This window comes from Flavobacterium muglaense (genome assembly GCF_014305155.1).
Classification (GTDB): Bacteria; Bacteroidota; Bacteroidia; order Flavobacteriales; family Flavobacteriaceae; genus Flavobacterium; species Flavobacterium muglaense.
Genome location: NZ_JACRUK010000016.1, coordinates 39,962 through 59,717, shown reverse-complemented (window position 1 = coordinate 59,717; position 19,756 = coordinate 39,962). Strand labels below are relative to the sequence as shown.

The 19,756-nt window shown below is 34.5% G+C and carries 19 protein-coding genes; 7 read left to right on the top strand and 12 right to left on the bottom strand.

Annotation, left to right across the window (positions count from 1 at the left end; translation table 11 throughout):
• Positions 1-3: 3 nt before the first annotated feature.
• Positions 4-417 carry a Rieske (2Fe-2S) protein gene (locus H8R24_RS08620; protein WP_187018136.1) on the top strand — a complete coding sequence of 138 codons (414 nt, stop codon included), beginning with the start codon at positions 4-6 and terminating at the stop codon, positions 415-417.
• A gap of 86 nt (positions 418-503) precedes the next feature.
• On the opposite strand, the gene H8R24_RS08615 is transcribed toward H8R24_RS08620, so the two are convergent.
• Positions 504-1,223, bottom strand: coding sequence for a porin family protein (locus H8R24_RS08615; protein WP_187018137.1), 720 nt, complete (start codon positions 1,221-1,223; stop codon positions 504-506).
• A gap of 391 nt (positions 1,224-1,614) precedes the next feature.
• Here H8R24_RS08615 and H8R24_RS08610 point away from each other — a divergent pair, with 391 nt between their 5' ends.
• The gene (locus tag H8R24_RS08610; protein WP_187018138.1) at positions 1,615-1,914 is read left to right on the top strand and encodes a hypothetical protein; all 300 of its coding nucleotides are present in this window, start codon (positions 1,615-1,617) and stop codon (positions 1,912-1,914) included.
• Positions 1,915-2,045: 131 nt separating this feature from the next.
• On the opposite strand, the gene H8R24_RS08605 is transcribed toward H8R24_RS08610, so the two are convergent.
• The 8 genes from H8R24_RS08605 to H8R24_RS08570 form a co-directional block, all read right to left on the bottom strand.
• The gene (locus H8R24_RS08605; protein ID WP_187018139.1) at positions 2,046-4,277 is read right to left on the bottom strand and encodes a TonB-dependent receptor; all 2,232 of its coding nucleotides are present in this window, start codon (positions 4,275-4,277) and stop codon (positions 2,046-2,048) included.
• A gap of 285 nt (positions 4,278-4,562) precedes the next feature.
• Positions 4,563-4,940, bottom strand: coding sequence for a response regulator (locus H8R24_RS08600; RefSeq protein ID WP_187018140.1), 378 nt, complete (start codon positions 4,938-4,940; stop codon positions 4,563-4,565).
• 2 nt (positions 4,941-4,942) lie between these two features.
• Positions 4,943-6,688 carry an ATP-binding protein gene (locus tag H8R24_RS08595; RefSeq protein ID WP_187018141.1) on the bottom strand — a complete coding sequence of 582 codons (1,746 nt, stop codon included), beginning with the start codon at positions 6,686-6,688 and terminating at the stop codon, positions 4,943-4,945.
• A gap of 332 nt (positions 6,689-7,020) precedes the next feature.
• A complete protein-coding gene (gene arfB / locus H8R24_RS08590) occupies positions 7,021-7,425 on the bottom strand; it encodes an alternative ribosome rescue aminoacyl-tRNA hydrolase ArfB (RefSeq protein ID WP_187018142.1) in 405 nt (134 codons plus the stop codon).
• Complete coding sequence (locus H8R24_RS08585; RefSeq protein ID WP_187018143.1) at positions 7,413-9,542, bottom strand: DUF4301 family protein; 2,130 nt, start codon at positions 9,540-9,542, stop codon at positions 7,413-7,415. Before H8R24_RS08585 ends, arfB begins: the two co-directional genes overlap by 13 nt.
• Positions 9,503-10,126, bottom strand: a complete 624-nt coding sequence (pnuC, locus tag H8R24_RS08580) for a nicotinamide riboside transporter PnuC (RefSeq protein ID WP_187018144.1) — start codon at positions 10,124-10,126, stop codon at positions 9,503-9,505. The genes H8R24_RS08585 and pnuC overlap by 40 nt, the downstream gene beginning before the upstream one ends.
• On the bottom strand, positions 10,123-10,848 hold the full coding sequence (locus H8R24_RS08575; RefSeq protein ID WP_187018145.1) for a geranylgeranylglyceryl/heptaprenylglyceryl phosphate synthase: 726 nt from the start codon (positions 10,846-10,848) through the stop codon (positions 10,123-10,125). The genes pnuC and H8R24_RS08575 overlap by 4 nt, the downstream gene beginning before the upstream one ends.
• 39 nt (positions 10,849-10,887) lie before the next feature.
• Positions 10,888-11,535 carry a 4'-phosphopantetheinyl transferase family protein gene (locus H8R24_RS08570; RefSeq protein WP_187018146.1) on the bottom strand — a complete coding sequence of 216 codons (648 nt, stop codon included), beginning with the start codon at positions 11,533-11,535 and terminating at the stop codon, positions 10,888-10,890.
• A gap of 270 nt (positions 11,536-11,805) precedes the next feature.
• Here H8R24_RS08570 and ahcY point away from each other — a divergent pair, with 270 nt between their 5' ends.
• The 3 genes from ahcY (at position 11,806) to H8R24_RS08555 (ending at position 14,550) form a co-directional block, all read left to right on the top strand.
• Positions 11,806-13,122, top strand: coding sequence for an adenosylhomocysteinase (gene ahcY / locus H8R24_RS08565; protein ID WP_187018147.1), 1,317 nt, complete (start codon positions 11,806-11,808; stop codon positions 13,120-13,122).
• Positions 13,123-13,431: 309 nt separating this feature from the next.
• Positions 13,432-13,947: a hypothetical protein gene (locus H8R24_RS08560; protein ID WP_187018148.1), complete on the top strand. Its 516-nt coding sequence runs from the start codon at positions 13,432-13,434 to the stop codon at positions 13,945-13,947.
• A gap of 96 nt (positions 13,948-14,043) precedes the next feature.
• Positions 14,044-14,550: a hypothetical protein gene (locus H8R24_RS08555; RefSeq protein WP_187018149.1), complete on the top strand. Its 507-nt coding sequence runs from the start codon at positions 14,044-14,046 to the stop codon at positions 14,548-14,550.
• A gap of 179 nt (positions 14,551-14,729) precedes the next feature.
• On the opposite strand, the gene rpmA is transcribed toward H8R24_RS08555, so the two are convergent.
• Positions 14,730-14,996, bottom strand: a complete 267-nt coding sequence (rpmA, locus tag H8R24_RS08550; RefSeq protein ID WP_007137428.1) for a 50S ribosomal protein L27 — start codon at positions 14,994-14,996, stop codon at positions 14,730-14,732.
• Positions 14,997-15,027: 31 nt separating this feature from the next.
• Entirely contained in the window at positions 15,028-15,663 is a 636-nt protein-coding gene (gene rplU / locus H8R24_RS08545) for a 50S ribosomal protein L21 (protein WP_187018150.1), read from the bottom strand.
• Between the two features lie 233 nt (positions 15,664-15,896).
• Here rplU and H8R24_RS08540 point away from each other — a divergent pair, with 233 nt between their 5' ends.
• Together H8R24_RS08540 and H8R24_RS08535 are read left to right on the top strand one after the other, a co-directional pair.
• Positions 15,897-17,222, top strand: coding sequence for a M16 family metallopeptidase (locus tag H8R24_RS08540; RefSeq protein ID WP_187018151.1), 1,326 nt, complete (start codon positions 15,897-15,899; stop codon positions 17,220-17,222).
• A gap of 7 nt (positions 17,223-17,229) precedes the next feature.
• Positions 17,230-18,645 carry a M16 family metallopeptidase gene (locus H8R24_RS08535; protein ID WP_225876789.1) on the top strand — a complete coding sequence of 472 codons (1,416 nt, stop codon included), beginning with the start codon at positions 17,230-17,232 and terminating at the stop codon, positions 18,643-18,645.
• Between the two features lie 135 nt (positions 18,646-18,780).
• Here the strand turns inward: H8R24_RS08535 and H8R24_RS08530 are convergent, their stop codons facing one another.
• Positions 18,781-19,647: a DMT family transporter gene (locus tag H8R24_RS08530; protein ID WP_187018152.1), complete on the bottom strand. Its 867-nt coding sequence runs from the start codon at positions 19,645-19,647 to the stop codon at positions 18,781-18,783.
• Positions 19,648-19,756: the final 109 nt, after the last annotated feature.

Genomic DNA, 19,756 nt, shown 5'->3' with positions numbered 1-19,756 from the left:
CTAATGAAAAAAAGTCTCTTTGTACTCCTTATAACAATAGCATTTTCAGGTTGTAGCGACAGCAATTTCAATAATAAAAACCCTTATTTACCCAGCTATACCTTTAACGTAGACATCAACATGAATTTGCCTGCTTATTCTAGCTTGCAATATCCTAGTAATGCCATTTATTATGCTAGCGTAGGTGTTAAGGGGATTTACATATTCAACACAGGAAGTGGTTATAACGCATTTGATGCCGCTTGTCCTAACCAAGTACTTAGCAGTTGCTCTACCATGACCTTAAAAGGGATTAACATTATTTGTCCTTGTGATAGTAACGAGTATAGCTTATTCACCGGTCAAGGCGGTTTACAATATCCTTTAAAACAATACCGAGTTGAAGTGAACGGAAATGTATTGCGAGTTTATAATTAAATAAAAAGAGCCTGAAAAATTAATTTCAGGCTCTTTTTTTTGCTGTTTTAAAGTTTTGATTCGTTATGGAATCAGTGCGGTTAGAATTAAAAACTATATCCTAATGAGGCTGCAAAAACACCGTTTTTCTCTTTGTTGCTATTGCGGTCTCTAAGATTTGTAATTCCTAAGTCATAACGAAGACCTAAATTTACGTTTTTGGTAAAATACAAAGTAGAACCAATTAGTGCTCCAAACTGTAAACGTTCAAACTCTTTTGTTGCTATTTCGTCCAAAGGAGTACTGCTTAAAGAAACGGATGGGTTTGAGTTATTCATAGTTGGTGTGATTGTTACGTTTTCTTTTACCAATCTTTCAGCGTCTAACAAATAGCCAGCCTGAACACCAGCATCGAGACTCCACCATTTTACAGGATAGAATTTGGCTAATATTGGAGCATTGATATACGCCGTTTTGTAATTTTCAACCACAGATTGTTTGATAATATCGGATGGGTTTAAGGTTACATTGGAATTTGTAATTAAATCCGTTGGCATCGCAGGGCTGATGTTACTGTTCTCGGTTGTGTTATAATTGTTTTTAGCATATAATAACTCAAATTGTATATGCACACGCTTTGTAATTTTAACATCTAAATAACTTCCTGCCAAATACCCTAGTTTTATTTCGTCTTCAACTTGGTTTACTGTTGCGTTTCTAATAATTGAATTCACGTTTAGTCCTAGTTTAGATCCAAATTTTAAACGTTGTGCATTTGCTGTTAAACCTGTTAATGCGATAAGTGCGATTACAATACTTTTTTTCATGATGTTTAGAATTTAATGTTTTTACTGTTTTAGTTTTATAGTGTTATATCCATTATGGGGTTTGATTGTTACCCCTAATTTTTATTTTTTTTGAAAAAAAACGCGAAAATAAGAATTCACTTGAGAAAATCAATCAGTATCAGTTGATTATATGAAGACATAATTATATGTAAGAAGGTATTGTTTTGAGATCAAAAAGTAAGATTCTATGTATTTAAAAATTTTGAAACTCAAATTGTAGTCAGTGGCTTTGTATTGTTTTTTTATAAAAAAAGAAAATAGGGGTAACAAAATTATAGTAGAGTTGATATAACTACGAAAGCATCTTAACAAGCAATTATATAGTATAATTTGGAGATGCGAATTTAATTAATCATGAAAAAATTATATCATGAAAAAGTCACATTTTGTTATCACAGTTATGTTTGCAGTAAGTTTAAGTGCAGCAGCACAAGAAACTCCTTCTTCAAGTTCACAATCTGTCCAAGCGAATATCAATACTTCTAGGAGTAATATTAAACAGCAGCTTACAACAAACCCTTCTTCAGGTTCACAATCAGCCGAGGCGAATATCAACACCTCTAGGAGTAATAAAAAACAACAGATCGCCTCAAACCCAGGTTCACAACCAAGTCCGGAGCCAGCCGAAGCGAATATTAATAAATCAAGAGCGAATATTAAAAATCAGTAGAAAATATCGAATAGCTCTTTAATACTTCTCGATACAATTTTTAAAAGTAAAACGGAATGATTTGATATAAAACCAAACAAAAAGAGCCTGAAAAATTTAATTTTCAGGCTCTTTTTTACGAAAAAAAATTTCTAGAACTTCAGCGTTAATCCTACCAAGAAATTAATTCCCGCTTGAGGATAATAACCTGCTCCTTCGATGGTTGTAATTGCCGGAGGATTAGAATAATCATCATCATAGGTGTAGAAATAACCATTTGAAATGTATTTGTAGTCAAAAATATTATTTACCAATCCAGTGATCAAAATAGATTTAAAAACCGACTTTGGTTTGAACTCATACGAGAAATTTAAATCGTTTACAAAATATGATTTAAGCTTTGATCCTTCGGAATCTATATTTCCCATGTATTGCTGTCCTACAAATTTTGATAAAAACGAAATTTGTAAATTACTCACAGGCAAAAAAGTAATGATGTTCCCTGCAATAAAATCTGGGGAATAAGCGATATTTGTATTTCCTAAAGATGTTAAAACCCCGTCTCTAGTAAAAAAGAAATCCTTATTTTTATTCGTACTAATCGTCATATTAGGCCTGATAATTAAGTTATCCAAAACCGCTACTGTAGCATCTAACTCTAAACCTAAGCGATAACTATCCCCGCTGTTTTTACGAATAGGCGCGCCTACATCATCCAGTTCTCCTGTTAAAATTAATTGGTCTTTGTATGCCATGTAATACACATTTGCATTCAGTTTTATCTTTGCTGTATTGTGACGCAATCCTAACTCAAAATCATTTAATTTTTCGGGTCTAGGACTTCCGTTTTCATAGTCGGTTCTATTCGGCTCGCGATTAGCTCTTGCATACGAAAAGTACAATTGATTACTTGAGTTGATAGCATAATTCAAACCTGTTTTTGGATTAAAAAAGCGGAACGTATCATTTACCACACCTGTCTCAGCTGCATTCGCTTTATATCGTACCGCGCGTACTTGTAAATCTCCAAATAAACTAAGCTTTTCTACCACTTGATAATTAGCTTTCGCAAAAACATTAGCATCTGTTTTTGTAGCACTGTCATCATAGTAGCGATCTCCTACTTCAGATGTTGATGCATATCGCGCCCAAATCACCTTACCAAAGTGACTTCCTTCGTATTTATTGTACCCGCCACCTAGGATCACATCCCATTTTTCGTGCTTATAATTAGCCGAAAAAGTAGTACCATAAAAATCATTGTCCAACCATTTTTGACGAATCAAATCGGTTCTATTAATCGTTGTTCCACCTATAACTATTGGCGTCAATCCATACCCAGAAAACTTAGCATTCTCCTTATAGTTTTCATAATAGCCTTTTCCTTTCGAATAAAAAACAGCCAAATTCGTACTCCATGCAGCTGATACTTTTTCATTCCAATGCAATTGAAAATGATCTTGCTGGTAATTATCGGTTTCGTTATCGTAAAACTTGGTGTTGCCAAATTCGTCGGTGTACATCCCAGCTGTATTAAAAGTTCTGTCATTTTTTAAAACATCCAGATCTTCCAATCCATTCCACGATTGATATGTTTTTTCTTTTCCGCCAAAAACTAAAGCTTTAATCAAAGTCGATTTCCCCACATAGGTTCCTTGTAAAAAATACGATTTCATGTCGGAACTAGCGCGGTCCACATAGCCATCTGATTTTAATACAGATAATCGTCCAGCTAATTCAAAATGATCGTTTAACAAGCCAGTGCTGAATTTTACTGTATGTTTATGGGTATTAAAGCTTCCTATTGAATTAGAAATTTCACCATTACTCACTTTTGCGTAAGCATCAGTTAACATATTAAGGCTTGCGCCAAAAGCTCCTGCACCATTTGTAGAAGTACCTACCCCACGTTGCAGCTGCAAGCTCTCTACCGATGACGCAAAATCAGGCATATTAACCCAATAAGTGCCATGACTCTCTGAATCATTGTACGGAATTCCGTTTATGGTCACATTTACTCGTGTTGCATCGCTACCACGCACACGAATACCAGTATAGCCCACACCATTCCCAGCATCAGAGGTTGTAACAACCGATGGAAGGTAATTCATTAAAATTGGAATATCTTGCCCTAAATTGCGAGATTTGATTTCTTTTTTGTCTAAGTTGCTAAAACTAACCGGCGTTTTAGTAGTGACACGTACAGCCGAAACCAAGACTTCGTCTAGCTTGTTTACCGTAGTTGTATCCTTAACTTGGGCAAAAGAAATTGAAGAAAATAGAATAGATAAAAGAGTGAATCTCTTGAAATTTGCAACTTTTTGCAATTTTAAGACGTTGCAACTTTGAGATCTTGCAACTTTGTAACTAATAATTGTTTTCATTCGTAAAAAATCACGAATAAAAGGGGGAATTATTCTTGTTGTTAAATTTATAATTGGTTGTTCCTATGACAAAAAATGGCATTTCTGCTTTTCTCTATCCTTTTTTCCCTTGACAACATTACTCGTCCAGGTTCGTTGGGTATAATCTCAGCTTTATTTCCATTTCTAGAATTTAGCACCCCTTTGAGACGGGGCAAATGTAATTCTAAAAAGAATAATAATCAAACAACAATTTAAAAATTATTATCGATCATTTTTTAACAAGTTTACAGCAGTACGCTTCTTTTAATTTTTTAAAAGTACGTTTTGTATCTCGAGCGCTTTTAAAGGTTTATTGATATATCCCAAAACAAAGGGATACGCCATGGCTTCGCTTTTATCTTGATCAGAAATTGAGCTTGTTACAATGATCACTTTTAAAGTATGCGAAAATGAATTTAACTCTCTTAATAATTGAAAACCGTCCATAACAGGCATGTTTAAATCCAATAAAACAACCGTGTCTTTTAAATTACTTGCATTTTCTTTCATATAGTTAAAAGCAAGATCTGATTTACAAAAACTCACCCTTGTTGCGTCTTTAAAGTGTTTTTTAATTTCTAACTCAATTAAAAACAACATAATCTTATCATCGTCAACCAATATGAAATTTGGATTTATCATAATTAAAAATCAATTTTTACCATTGTTCCTTTTCCTACTTCACTCTCAATTTGAATTTTACCATTATAATTTTCAACAATTAACTTTGTTAAATACAAACCGATACCACTTCCGGTTTTTTCATGATGAAAACGTTTAAAGGGTTTAAAAAGCTTTCCTTTTTGAAAATTTGAATCAAAACCTATGCCATTATCTTGTATCACAATCGATCTAACTCCCTTTTCCATGACACTATAGACTTCTATAACACATTTAACGTCCTTTGTCTCTGATGCATATTTGATAGCATTACTTAATAGGTTTAGCAAAATACTTTTAAGGTGAATTTGGGATACTAACAAAGAAGGACAGGCAACAAAATTTGTCTTTATTTCTATATGTTTTTCTTTAATAAGATGCTCAAGCTGCAAAATCACCTTGTCAAATACAGGCTGAATTGATTGCTCAACAACGATCTCTTTTAAAAAACTTTCTCTTTGCTTTACAATAGTAGTCAAACTATCTATTGTATTTTTCATCAACTCCACACTAGTAGCGGCATTTTCTAATAATAAAGATTGTAAATCCGAATCAGTATCTTCATTTTGCAGCAAATCCAATAAACCTTCTAAATTGGTTAACGGACTTCTAAGATCATGAGATGCAATAAGTGTCAACTGCTTTAACTCACTAATATTTTCACTTAATTTCCTATCTGCAATAATTCTCTTTTTTAATTCTAAAATTAATTTTTGATTTTTATCAAATAAATTCTTCCCGATTTTATTTAGAATAGTATTAAAAATTAATGAAAGAATAACTATCATCACTATTGAAATCAAAATCAAATAAGCGATAGTCTCCATCAAATCATTTAGATGAATTGAATTGTCATGAAGCACAAAAACTTGCCCAAACTCAGTCTCATCAAAATTAATTAAAGGCAATGATTTTGACAGATAGTCAACACCATTTAAGCGTATCGATGTTACTGCATTTGACTTGATTTTTGTTTCAATAACTTCTTTATCAATTACAGCATTTGGGGATAGTGTGGACCATTCTAGAAATAAATCATCATTCCCTTTCTTAAACAATCCAAACTTTTTAATTTTATCTGTATTGAGTTTTAAATTCAACAAATTGAGTTTAGTAAAAAAAAGGAAGTCCATATGGGTTTGTTTCGCCGTTTCTTGCAAAATTTTAGAGAAATCCTTCCCCACCACTATATACCCCACGACTTTTTGACTTGTATCGCGCACAGGAACAATAACTTTTAAACTTACACCTGAGTAGGTTCCCGAACCTATATGAAAAAAACTTGCTCCAGTAGCAACTGCTTTTTTATAGATAAATTGCTGTGTTACTTTTTGCCCATATACCTTGGGCTGATGGTTTCTATAAAGAACTATGCCGTCACTAGATATAAAGTTTAATAAATCAGGAGCTAAATTTAAATCGGATTTTTTAAAGTATTTATTGGATGCTTTTTGAAATAAGTTTCGATCATTGTTCTTAAAGGCGCGCAGCAAAGAATCATTAGTACTTAATTGTACAACAAACAACCTAAGGCTTATTGCCTCAGATTTAATTTTATCCTTAAACATTGTATCTATATTACTGTATTCAAAAGAAACCTCCTTTTGAATGACTTTTTTATGTAAAATATAAATACTAATTAATGAAATTGATATAAAAACAAATGCAAACAAAAAGAAGGGAATAAAAATTGATTTTTTAAGTCTCTTAATGCTTAATAATTTATTCAATGCTTTTTTTAACTGTATTTTCATTTCTTTTCTTTAATTCTTTAGAAATATAAAGTCCTATTCTAGATTTCTAATTGCGCTATGGAAATAAAAATTTATGCTTTATTTGTTTGAACTATTCTTAATCTACCCTTACTTATTAATCAATAATTATCTGCTTTATTAGTAAACAATCATCGTTTTTAATAAGAAAAATACTGATTTAAAACTAAATCCTTAGGATAAAAACAAATATACAACTTTAAGATCATCTACATCTCAAAACACATTAAGATTCGCATTGGTACGATTTACAACTAAAACAAAAAAATGACTTGCAACATTGAGCCGTATTAATCTAAGTCTGGCTTTTTACGCGTTTGTTTTAACTGTGAGATGTTCTTTTTGTTCTTGATTCGCTTGCGTATTGCTGCTTTAGGAATTTTAGTTTCTTTTCGTGGCTTAGGAACAAACAGCCCTTTCTTAAGTAGCTCAAAGAATCGTTTGGTAACAATTTCTTTATTGCGTAGCTGACTGCGATCTTCATCACAATTTAAAATCAATAGTAAATCATCCGTTAATCTTGAAGATAAATTAATTTCAAGCAAAGCTTTCTCTTCATCCGATAATCCCTTAGATTTTTTCAAGTCAAAACTAAGCACTACTTTTGAAGACACCTTATTTACATTTTGACCTCCTGCGCCACTACTGCGAACGGCTTTGTATTGTAGCTCGGAAACTAATGTTATATTTTCCATATTTTACTGCGTTGATGCGGATCTTTTAATAAATCGTTTACTGTTTTTACTGGATTAAAAGTAATCAATGGTACTTCGACAAAAATTGTAATCCAATTTGCCATCGCACCGTTCCACAATCCCGGCAATTCATACGCTTTTATAGTAGCCCCTCCTGTGTTTTTCTCTACAATAAATCCGCTGTTTTTATCCACAAACTGACTTAAATCAAACTTATCTCCTTTATAATTACGAATACCACAAACCAAATCAACTGGATTAAAATGCGAAGCATCAGCCATGATTGCTGCTTGTTCTTCATTATCCATATCTACTTGTGACGATTCAACAATTTGCAACGAAATACCATTGATGTCATTTAGAACCCAAAACGGCCCTCCTCCTGGCTCTCCTTCGTTTATAACTACTCCGCACACACGAATTGGTCTGTCTAATTTCTTTTTAATAAAATCTATTTTAGCATTTACTGAGCTACTATTAAAATCCTCATCAATAGTAATATATAGGCTGTCTTTCAAGAAAACCACAATTGTTGCAATCAATGCATCATCAACTGAATTTGAATCTAAAGCTTTTAAATAAGAAAAAATTTGTTGCTGAATCTCTAACAGTATTCCACCCAAACCTTTTTTATAAACTGCTATTATCTCGTTATTGTTCTGGATAACATTATCAATGTTTTTAATAAAAACCACATCTGATTTTAGATTATTCAGGTTTTCAATCAGCGCACCATGGCCCCCAGGTCTAAAAACTAAATCACCTTTATTAGTATGAAAAGGTTCGTTTGAAAGTGTTACTGCAATAGTATCTGTGCTCTGATTTTGGAATGAATAGCTAACGTCTACCACAGTACTCGTTTCATTTTCTACTGCATTGTGTACTGAACTAATAATATGTTCAAATTGAGATTGATGCTCTTGAGAGACGGTAAAGTGCAATAATGACTTTCCGTTCACACTTGCATAATACCCACATTCGTATAAATGCTCTTCTATAGGACTGGCTATACTCTCGGCGTATTTATGAAAGGGTAAAATACCCTTTGGCTTATTGGCATAATCGAAATATTGAGCCGACAGTAAAAAACTAATAAAATAATAATTTTTGTGATCTCGGTCTAGGTCTTCAAAATTTTCTATTTCACTAACCAATTTTTCATAAACTTCCTTAAAAAACGGAAAACGATCGGTACCTACTATAAAAACAGCTAATTCGTTATCCTTGCTTCTATTAATATAAGAGTTAATAGTTTCTCGTTCGATATCAAATTCATTCAAGAATACGTTCAAAAACTTAAACATCCTTGAAGCAGCCCCAGAAGCTGGTACAAATTTCTCTAACACATAATTAGACTTATGATCGTCAAAATAACTGGCCTTCTCTTCAAATTGTGCTTTCGATAACTTTATTATCCCGTTTAATATTGCTGCAGGTGCTATTAATTTTGCTTTCGGAATTCCATTTTTAAAGAAACTCAATTGCTCTACTATATTCTCAAATGGGATTCCATGTTTGTAGATTTGCACAAAATCACACGTGCTAAAACCCAATTCCTTAGCTTTCGCCAAAGAATCTATAATTGCAATTGCAGTACTTAATCTCAGTTTTTTATCGCCCGAAAGGGTTATAAACGGCTTATTATTGTCAATTAATGATTTTTTAAACACCTCAAAGACTGATTTTCTACCTTCTGGCTTATCTCTTAAATCATCTTTTTCCCAAGGAACATCAATATCCGTAAGAAAAAACAAATCATATTGATGTTCTACTGCTGCTTTATCCAGATCCGGCTCGCAAAAATCATAATACACCTCCGAAAAAACCTTAGTAACCATCAGATTAGTGTCACAAAATAAATATTTATTGGCATGAGCCAACTTCATATTTTCCAGTTTCGTTTGGCCATACGCTATGGGTAGCATATCCTCTAGACTACAAATTTCTTGTTTTTGATCCCATTTCTCTTGCAAATAATCACGTGCAAACTCAGGAACCCATTCCGTTTTATAATATTCGGCTAGTTGTATTGCTAAAGTCGTTTTTCCCGTACTCTCAGGACCAAACATGGCAATTTTTACAATCGCTGACTGTTCTTGTTTAAGATTTTTCTCCATTCTAAATAAGCTGAAATAGCTAATATTGTAAATATTAAATATTGTAAAGACAACATTCCTAATCCTCTATATGCATACAACGGGGTCACAATTATATCACCCAAAATCCAAAGTGTCCAGTTTTCGATTTTTTTATTGGCCATATACCACATTCCCGTAAAGAAAATACCCGATGCAACGATATCAAAATAATTATCACCGTGAAGTTCATTACCAAACAACTTATAGATACCGTAAACTACAAAAATAGTTACAATAAACAATAAGAATCCTATTAATTTCTCTCTAGTATTTGTTCTCGTTATAGGCATTGCATCATTATCAGATGACTTTCTTGTCCACTTATACCAACCATAAATACTCATGATCGTAAAATATCCGTTAATCATCATATCACCAAGATAACCTGCAATAAAAAGTAAATATACTGAAATTATCGTAGCTATTAATCCTGTAGGATAGACTAAAATATTTTCTTGCCTAGCAAACCAAACACTTAATATCCCAAAAACAAAAACAATAAACTCTAATAAAATATGAGTTGTACTTACGTCTTTATATGCGTCTAAAAAAAAATCTATCATTGATTGTATGAATTAAAAAAATTAAAATCTTTTTCAAAAGCCGTTCCTATAACTACCAGATCAGCACCCGCATTATAAGCTATTTGAATTCCCACAGCATCCATGATACCGCCGCCCACAATTAATGGAATAGCAACATTGCGACTCACGCTTTCAATCAGCTGTAGCGGAACGGCCTTCCTCGCACCACTACCCGCTTCTAGATAAATGAGCTTATTGCCTAACATTTCGCCTGCTTGAGCTGTAGCCACAACCAATTCAAGATTGTCTCGATCCATAGGTCTTGTCTTGCTCACTCTAGCAACCGCCGTTTCACTACCACTCTCGATTAACAAATATCCTGTTGAAATTATTTCTAAACTGCTTTTCTTTAAAACAGGAGCTGCAGCAACCTGATGCCCTATTAAATAATCGGGGTTTCTACCAGACAACAAAGACAAAAACAAGATTGCATCGGCTTTGTTCGAAATTTGCGAAGGATTGCCTGGAAAAAGAACGATAGGTAAATTGCATTTTTGTTTAATAGCCTCAATCAATTCGTCCATTCTACCGGACTCTACAAGGCTTCCGCCAATAAAAACATGTGTTGCGGGCGACTGATTGATTCTATCAATTTGATGATTTAACTGGTCCCAAATAATTTTATCTGGATCCAGTAATACCGCTAGCAATTTTCTATTTTCCACCTTGGCTTTTAGTATTTGGCTGTATATTTCTGTCATTATTTGCACTCCAATTATTATTTTTAAACAACTAAAATTTTAGTCGGCTTGAAAAGCATAAACGAGTCCAAAACCCTTAATTTCCTCTTGATACAATTCAAAACTATGCAGCTTCCCTTCAAAATGTAGCGTGGCAGCAACTTTTTTATCTTGCAATCGAAAAGACTTCACTCTAATATGATCATTAAAGCTAATTCCTTTTTCGTTTCTTATTTTAAAAATAGCTTCTTTGGCACCCCAAATCACAGTAAGTTTTTTGATGTATTCTTGTTCATTTTTTTTATCCAGATATTTGAACTCGGTATCAACAAACTTATCGGCAATGCGAATGATTTTTTCGCGCTGCAATTCAATATCAATACCAACGCTCTCATCGCTAATAATAATAGCCGAAAAATGATGCGAATGCGTGATCGAAATGTATTTATCGTCTTTTAAATGCGGTTTCCCAAATTCGTCATAAAACAAGTCTAAGTCATTATAACCTGCTTCTTGCATGAGTTTGCGAACACTTAAAAAACCACGTTGGTGCAACTCTGATTTCATGCCTTCGAGCCGCGTACGGTTTTTCATATTTAGCACTACCTCTGATCGCAATTCGTCAAATGATTCGGTGATTTCCCACACGAGTACTGTAGTCGTTTTCCCCTCGGGACGTTTTACATTTATGGTCTTATATAAAGGCATGGTTTTGGTCTGATGATTTTTAGCCCCGATGGCAACGGCATCCTTTTTATCTTGAAAAATGTTTGAGTTTACCCCATAACGCTCCAGATAAAAAGATATAGTGTACAGCGGGAATAGCTCCTAAAAAAGAAGCTAACAGTCTTTAATTTATTATTTTACTGATTTTTAAAAGATTACACTATTAAACAATTCATAAATATAGTCGAATCCTTTTTAAATCATAAGATATTCCGTAAATTTGCAAAAAATTACAATACAAATATACTATAAATGAGTACTACAACTATGCCTTTTGTGGCTTTCAAAGTAAAAGACATCTCTCTAGCGGCCTGGGGAAGAAAAGAAATCGAACTAGCTGAAGCAGAAATGCCAGGTTTAATGGCACTTCGTGCTGAATATAAAGATGAGCAACCACTTGCTGGTTCTCGTATTGCGGGATGTTTACACATGACGATCCAAACTGCAGTTTTAATCGAGACTTTAATCGCTCTTGGTGCTGAAGTTACTTGGTCATCTTGTAACATTTTCTCTACTCAAGATCAAGCTGCTGCTGCAATTGCTGCTGCTGGAATTCAAGTTTATGCTTGGAAAGGGTTGAACGAAGAGGATTTTGACTGGTGTATCGAGCAAACATTATTCTTTGGTGAAGATAGAAAACCATTGAACATGATTCTTGATGATGGTGGAGACTTAACAAACATGGTTATTGACCGTTACCCACATTTAGTTGCTGGAATTAAAGGATTGTCTGAAGAGACTACAACTGGAGTTCACAGATTGTACGAAAGAGTAAAAGCGGGAACTTTACCAATGCCTGCAATCAATGTGAATGACTCGGTTACTAAATCGAAATTTGACAACAAATACGGTTGTAAAGAATCTGCAGTTGATGCAGTTCGTCGTGCAACTGATATTATGCTTGCTGGTAAAAGAGTTGTGGTATGTGGATACGGTGACGTAGGAAAAGGTACCGCTGCTTCTTTTAGAGGTGCTGGATCTATTGTTACAGTTACTGAAATCGATCCAATTTGTGCTTTACAAGCTGCAATGGACGGTTTTGAAGTTAAAAAATTAAACACTGTTGTTGGAAATGCTGATATCATCATCACAACTACAGGAAACAAAGATATCGTTCAAGGATCTCACTTTGAGCAAATGAAAGACAAAACTATAGTTTGTAACATCGGGCATTTTGACAACGAAATTGCAGTTGCTTGGTTGAACACAAACCACGGAGCTTCTAAAGTTGAAATCAAACCTCAGGTTGACAAATACACGATCAACGGTAAAGATATTATCTTACTTGCCGAAGGTCGTTTAGTAAACCTTGGTTGCGCTACAGGTCACCCAAGTTTTGTAATGAGTAACTCATTTACAAACCAAACTTTAGCACAAATCGAATTATGGAAAAACAGCGCTGCTTACAACAATGACGTATACATGTTACCAAAACATTTAGATGAAAAAGTAGCTATGTTGCACCTTGCAAAATTAGGAGTAGAATTAGAGACTTTACGTGACGATCAAGCTGCTTACATTGGAGTTGAAGTTACAGGTCCATTCAAACCAGAATACTACAGATACTAAATTTTAGTAATTAGTTACTAGTGAATAGTAATTATAGCTAAAATTGATAAATAAATTAACCCTTACAGTCCCGATAGCTATCAGGATTGCAAGGGTTTTTTGTTTTTTGGGCGAGTCCCTACGGGGCGGGCTATTCGCTGTATCTTTTATGTAGTCCCGAAGTTTCGGGACTACATAAAAGGATGCCGCTACTATCCCTCTCGCACACCACTACTTCAACAAAATAATTGCACTATCACCTACCCACTCAAATTGTTTTTATTACTTTTATTACAAATTAACTCATCCTACTTCATTAAAGTACGCATTATGAAAGCACACTTACTCCTATTACTCCTTACAATAGCACCTTTTGCTGCATCAGCTCAATTCTCTAGCGCACAAAGACAAATGAATATGTCTAATAATATTGTCAGACAGCAAAATCAAATGTCCTTACAAATACAACGACAACAACGCGATTTAGCCAACTATTCATCCATGCTAGCTACTACTGAAAATAAATTAAGGACAGCGGAAAAGAAAAACGAAAAACTCAGTCGGAAATTAAAAGAAAAACAAGCCGACTTAGCCCTAAAACAAGAACGTTTATCCAATCTAAAAAACAACAATAGTCCCGAAAAGAACATAACTACTGCCGAAAAAAAGACAACTGAGGCCGAAAAAAAAGTACGCGAAACCAATACCAAAATCCAAACAACTGCTTCACAAATAACAGCCTTAAAAAGCGAACTCGAAGCAACCAAAAAAGAACAAGAAGCCCTAAAAGCTAAAAAAGAAGAAAAGAAAAGACTCAAAAAAGAGAAAAAAGAAGCAGGAGAATAAATAGTAAACAACTACTTCACAACTACATACAGAATCATTTTGCATTCTGGCATATAATTTGCAATTAAACAATCAATAACTTAACAACACAAACAAATGAAAAAAATCATTTTAAGTATGGCTGCTGTAGCTTTAATTTTTGCTACATCTTGTAAAAAAGAAACAACGGTAGAAACAACACCAACATCTACTATTGAAACAACAACAGTCTCAGCCGATGTAACAACGCTTGAAACCGCTTATAACGATGCTGTTGCAAAACTAGAAGAAGCAAAGAAAAGCGGAGATGCAGAAGCCGAAAAACTAGCTCAAGAAGCTGTTGACAACGCCAAAACATCTTGGGAAGCCGCAAAAAGCAAAGCATCCGAAATAGGAACAGATGTAAAAGAAGGTCTTGACGAAACTGGTGCTAAACTAGAAGATGCCGCTACCAAGGTAAAAGCAGACGCAAAAGAATCTGTTACTGATGCAAAAGCCGCGATAAACACCGCCAAAACAGACGTGACTAATGCTGCAAAAACAGCAAAAGAAGACGCTGCCAAAGCCGCTGCAACTGCTAAAGAAGAAACCAACAAAAACATCGACAAGTTAAAAATCAAGTAAAACATTTAGATTTACAAAAAAAAAGCAGCCCATACAAATGTATGGGCTGCTCTATTTTTAAACAAAAACCTACCCCCACAAATTGAAAAGCCTGAACTTACTAAGTAAAAGTTTAAAAACAAAGCACAAAAAAACCCAATCTTTTCAGATTGGGTTTTTTAATAAATTGATAAAATCAATTATGCTTCAACTTCAAATGGAAGGATAGAAACGTATGATTTGTTATCTCTTTTCTTTTGGAATTTTACAATTCCTGGTACTCTAGCATGCAAAGTGTGATCTTTACTAATGTAAACATTTTCACCTGGATTGTGCTTAGAACCTCTTTGTCTTACGATGATGTTCCCTGCAATGGCAGCTTGTCCTCCAAAAATCTTAACGCCTAAACGTTTTGATTCAGATTCTCTACCATTCTTAGAACTACCGACACCTTTCTTGTGAGCCATGACGTATAAGTTTTGTATTGTTAGTAATTAATTAAACCGCTTTACCACCGTTTAATTCATCTTGTAATTTTTTTAATTCATCCATTTTACCATCTGCAGCTAATTGCGCTTGTTGAGCCCAAGTAGTTGGATCTAAATGAGATAATTTAGATGTTGAAGCTTCTAAAATTTCTTTTACAGCGTCAGCACTTGCTTTAGCTAATTTTGAGAATGTATCAATCCCAGCAGCAACTAATGCCTCTGCAGCTTTTGGCCCAATTCCTTCAACTAACTTTAAATCATCACCTTTTTTTGATGCTTTAGGAGCTTTAGCCTCTGCTACTTTTTCTGCTTTTGGAGCAGCTTTTTTAGCACCTGATGCAGAAATACCTTCAATCAAAATTTGAGTAAGATATTGTCTGTGACCATTTCTCTTTTTGTATCCTTTTCTTCTTTTCTTTTTGAAAACGATAACTTTATCACCTTTTAAGTGTTGTAACACTTTAGCTTCTACTGAAGCACCTTCTATAGCTGGGGCGCCTAAAGTTACATTACCATTATCGTCTAATAAAAGAACTTTGTCAAAAGAAACTTTTGAACCTTCTTCATTAGTCAAACGGTTAACATAAACCTTTAAGTCTTTGCTTACTTTAAATTGTTGCCCTGCTATCTCTACGATTGCATACATACCAAATTGATTTATTGATTTTTAAGGTTGCAAATATACAATTTAATTTTTAGCATCCAATCAGTTGACTAAAAAAATATTTTCATTCCCTTTTACCCTATTTTCAAGACTTTAGAGTCCTAATCTACAATAGATCTCAAAACAATTGAACATTAGAACTTAAAAAAAAGTATTTTTGAGGTAACAATAATACCGTTTCTACCACTTATTGTACATATATTTTATTAATCTTTATGAAAAAATCAATCATGGTATTAAGTTCTGCACTTATGCTTGGCGGAGTAGCTACTGCTCAAAAAATCGCCTTTGAAGAATATGATCTTGATAACGGAATGCACGTTATTCTGCACCATGACCCCACAGCACCCGTAGTGATCACATCAGTGATGTACCACGTAGGATCCAAAGACGAAAACCCTGATAAAACAGGTTTTGCACACTTCTTTGAACACCTGCTTTTTGAAGGTACCGCAAATATAAAACGCGGAGAATGGTTTAAAATTGTATCTTCGAATGGCGGAATAAACAACGCCAATACATCAGACGATCGCACCTATTATTACGAAGTCTTCCCGTCCAACAACCTAGAACTAGCACTTTGGATGGAGTCCGAAAGATTGATGCATCCTGTAATCAATCAAATAGGAGTTAACACTCAAAACGGCGTAATCAAAGAGGAAAAAAGCTCCCGTTATGACAACCGCCCTTATGGAAAGATCATCAATGTTGTAAAAGAACATTTGTTCACAAACCATCCTTATCGCTGGTCTACCATTGGTTCTATGGAGCATCTAGACACAGCAACCCTTGAAGATTTTCAGGCTTTTAATAAAAAATTCTATACGCCAAACAATGCAGTTCTTGTAGTTGCAGGAGATTTTGAAAGCAAAAAAACCAAAGAATGGATTCAAAAATACTTTGGCCCCATAGAAAAAGGAGAAAAAGTAAAAAAACAAGTTTTTACTGAAGAACCAATCACCCAAACGATAAAAGCAACTTATCACGATCCGAATATCAAAATTCCAATGATCGTTGCTGCCTACCGAACTCCATCTATGAAAACGAGAGACGCTGTGGTTTTAGACTTTATATCGGCTTACTTAAGCGACGGTAAAAGCTCTAAATTATACAAGAAAATGGTAGACCAAAAACAAACCGCTCTTCAAATTGGAGCCGTAAACCTGAGCGAGGAAGATTATGGTATGTATATTTTATATGGACTACCAATGGGTGTAAATACTACCGCCGACTTACTAAAAGAAATTGACGAAGAAATTATCAAAATCCAAACCGATTTAATTTCGGATAAAGATTACCAAAAACTACTGAACCAATTTGAAAATCAATATGTAAACAACAATTCAAACGTAGAAGGAATTGCCGAAAATCTAGCAAAATACTACTTATTGTACGGAGACATCCATTTGATTAATAACGAAATCAAGACCTACCACTCGATTACACAAGAAGAAATTCGAACAGTAGCCCAAAAATACCTGAACCCAAACCAGCGATTATTACTGGACTACCTTCCTACTGCAGAAACACCTCAGAAGTAAGATAGCCATGAAAAAAACAAGTATTACACTCATCCTAGTATTGATAACAGGAATTATGCAAGCACAAGATCGCCCACAGCCCACTGCCGGAAAAGCACCAATAGTCAACATTAACAAACCACAAACATTCTTTCTAGCAAATGGACTAAAAGTAATGGTAGTAGAAAACCACAAATTACCCAAAGTAACCTTTAACCTTACAATTGACAATCCCCCATTTGCAGAAAGCGATAAAAAAGGAGTCGACGAACTATGCAGCTACTTGATAGGCAACGGAAGTACTAAAATATCCAAAGATGATTTTAATGAAGAGGTAGATTTCTTAGGCGCTACCATTAGCTTCAACTCACATGGCGCCTATGCCAGCTCTCTCTCTAAATACTCTGGACGTATTCTAGAACTACTCACTTATGGTGCTTTATACCCCAATTTTACACAAGACGAATTTGATAAAGAAAAAGCCAAGCTGCTAGAAAACCTTAAATCACAGGAAAAAAGCGTACCTGTCATTGCCAATAGAGTTGTAGACGCGCTGACCTTTGGCAAAAGCCACCCTTCTGGCGAATACATTACTGAACAAACCATAAGCAACATTACCCTTGCAGACGTTCAAGCCAATTACAACAACCATTTCGCACCCGATAACAGCTATCTGGTAATCATAGGCGATGTGAAATTCAAAGAGGTAAAGCCAATTGTTGAAAAACTTTTCGGATCCTGGAAAAAAACAAATACCACATATCAATCGTATACCGCTCCAGAAAACGCTCCATTTACTCAAATCAACTTCATAGACGTTCCCAATGCTTCACAGTCGGAGGTTTCAGTAGTCAACAGCCTTAATTTAAAAATGAGCGACAAAGACTTTTTTCCTGCAGTTATTGCAACCTACATATTAGGAGGAGGATTTAACAGCTACCTTAACATGAATCTTCGAGAAGAGCATGGCTGGACTTATGGCGCAAATGCCATTATAGGAGCAGGGAAATATGTTACCAAAATAAGAGCAGCATCTTCGATAAAAACAGCCGTTACCGATAGCGCTGTAGCCGAATTTGTAAAAGAAATTAAAAGAATCCGTACCGAAAAAGTTTCTGAACAAACCCTAAACGAAGTAAAAGCAGGCTATATTGGACGATTTGTAATGCAGGTTGAGAAACCACAAGCAGTTGCTCGATATGCATTAAACATAGAAACAGAAGGACTGCCTAAAGATTTTTATGAAAATTACATAAAAACCATCAATGCCGTTACTCCCGAAGATGTACTGCAAGCGGCTAATAAATATTTCCTAATTAACAACATGCGAATTATCATTGCAGGAAAAGGAGAAGAAGTAATACCTGGGTTAGAAAAGCTTAGTACTCCTATTTTCTATTTTGACAGCTTTGCCAATCCTACCGAAAAACCTATTTATAAATAAGTAGAGAAATCCAATAAAAGCACAACTGGACAAACTTCCAAAAGCAGAACCGCAAACCCACTTATTAAAAGACTAGCAATTAGTTATTATGACAAATGGGTTTGCGGTATTTTTTTATTCGAAAAAACAGCAAAACTATTTTCTTGCCGACAAATACACTCCGATCAAAACAATAAAAGCCCCAAAAAACTGCGTAAGCGTCAACATCTCATTATCGAGTAAACCCCAAAAGAAAGCAACTATAGGAATCAAGTAAGTCACTGAAGTTGCAAAAACTGGAGAAGATATTTGGATCAATTTAAAAAATAAAATATTAGCAATACCAGTCCCCACAATACCCAAAATCATTATAAAAAGCACTGAATGCTGGACTTTTTCAATTGCAATTGCCTCTGCAAACCCAGTAAAATAAAGGATCAATAATGACGGAAAAAGCAAACACAAAAAATTCCCAGTTGTAATACTCAACGGACTCAAATCAGACAAGAAACGCTTAATTAAATTGACATTCACAGCATAACAAAGCGAAGCAATCACAACCAAAATAGCGTAATAATAATTTTGATCCGGATGATTCATCGCTCCATTAAAAACCAAAAGCAAACTCCCCGCCAGCCCAATAAGTACGCCCCAGACTTGTCTTTTTTGAAAACTAACCCCAAAAACCAACGATCCCAAAACTAACGTATTCAACGGCGTTAAGGAATTCAAGATTGAAGTAACTGAACTATCTATTTCTGTTTGCGCTAATGCAAAAAGAAAAGCCGGAATAAAAGTCCCAAAAACAGCCGTTAAAGCAATGTATTTCCATTTTTCTTTTGGGATTTTAGCCAAGGTTTTAAAACCTATCAACAGTAAAAATACTGCCGCAAAAACGATTCGAAGAGAACCTACCTGCACAGCTGTCAAACCAATTAATCCTTTTTTTATTAGAATAAAGGAACTCCCCCAAACCAAAGAAAGCACTAATAAATATCCCCATTTCAACTGTTTCGATTCCATAATTATAATTTTAACCCAAAATTGTAATAATTTTATCAATTTCTCATCCTTTTTTGAGTAATTTTGTTTTTGATTAAAAACTAGATTAACACCTTCAAAATCAACATAC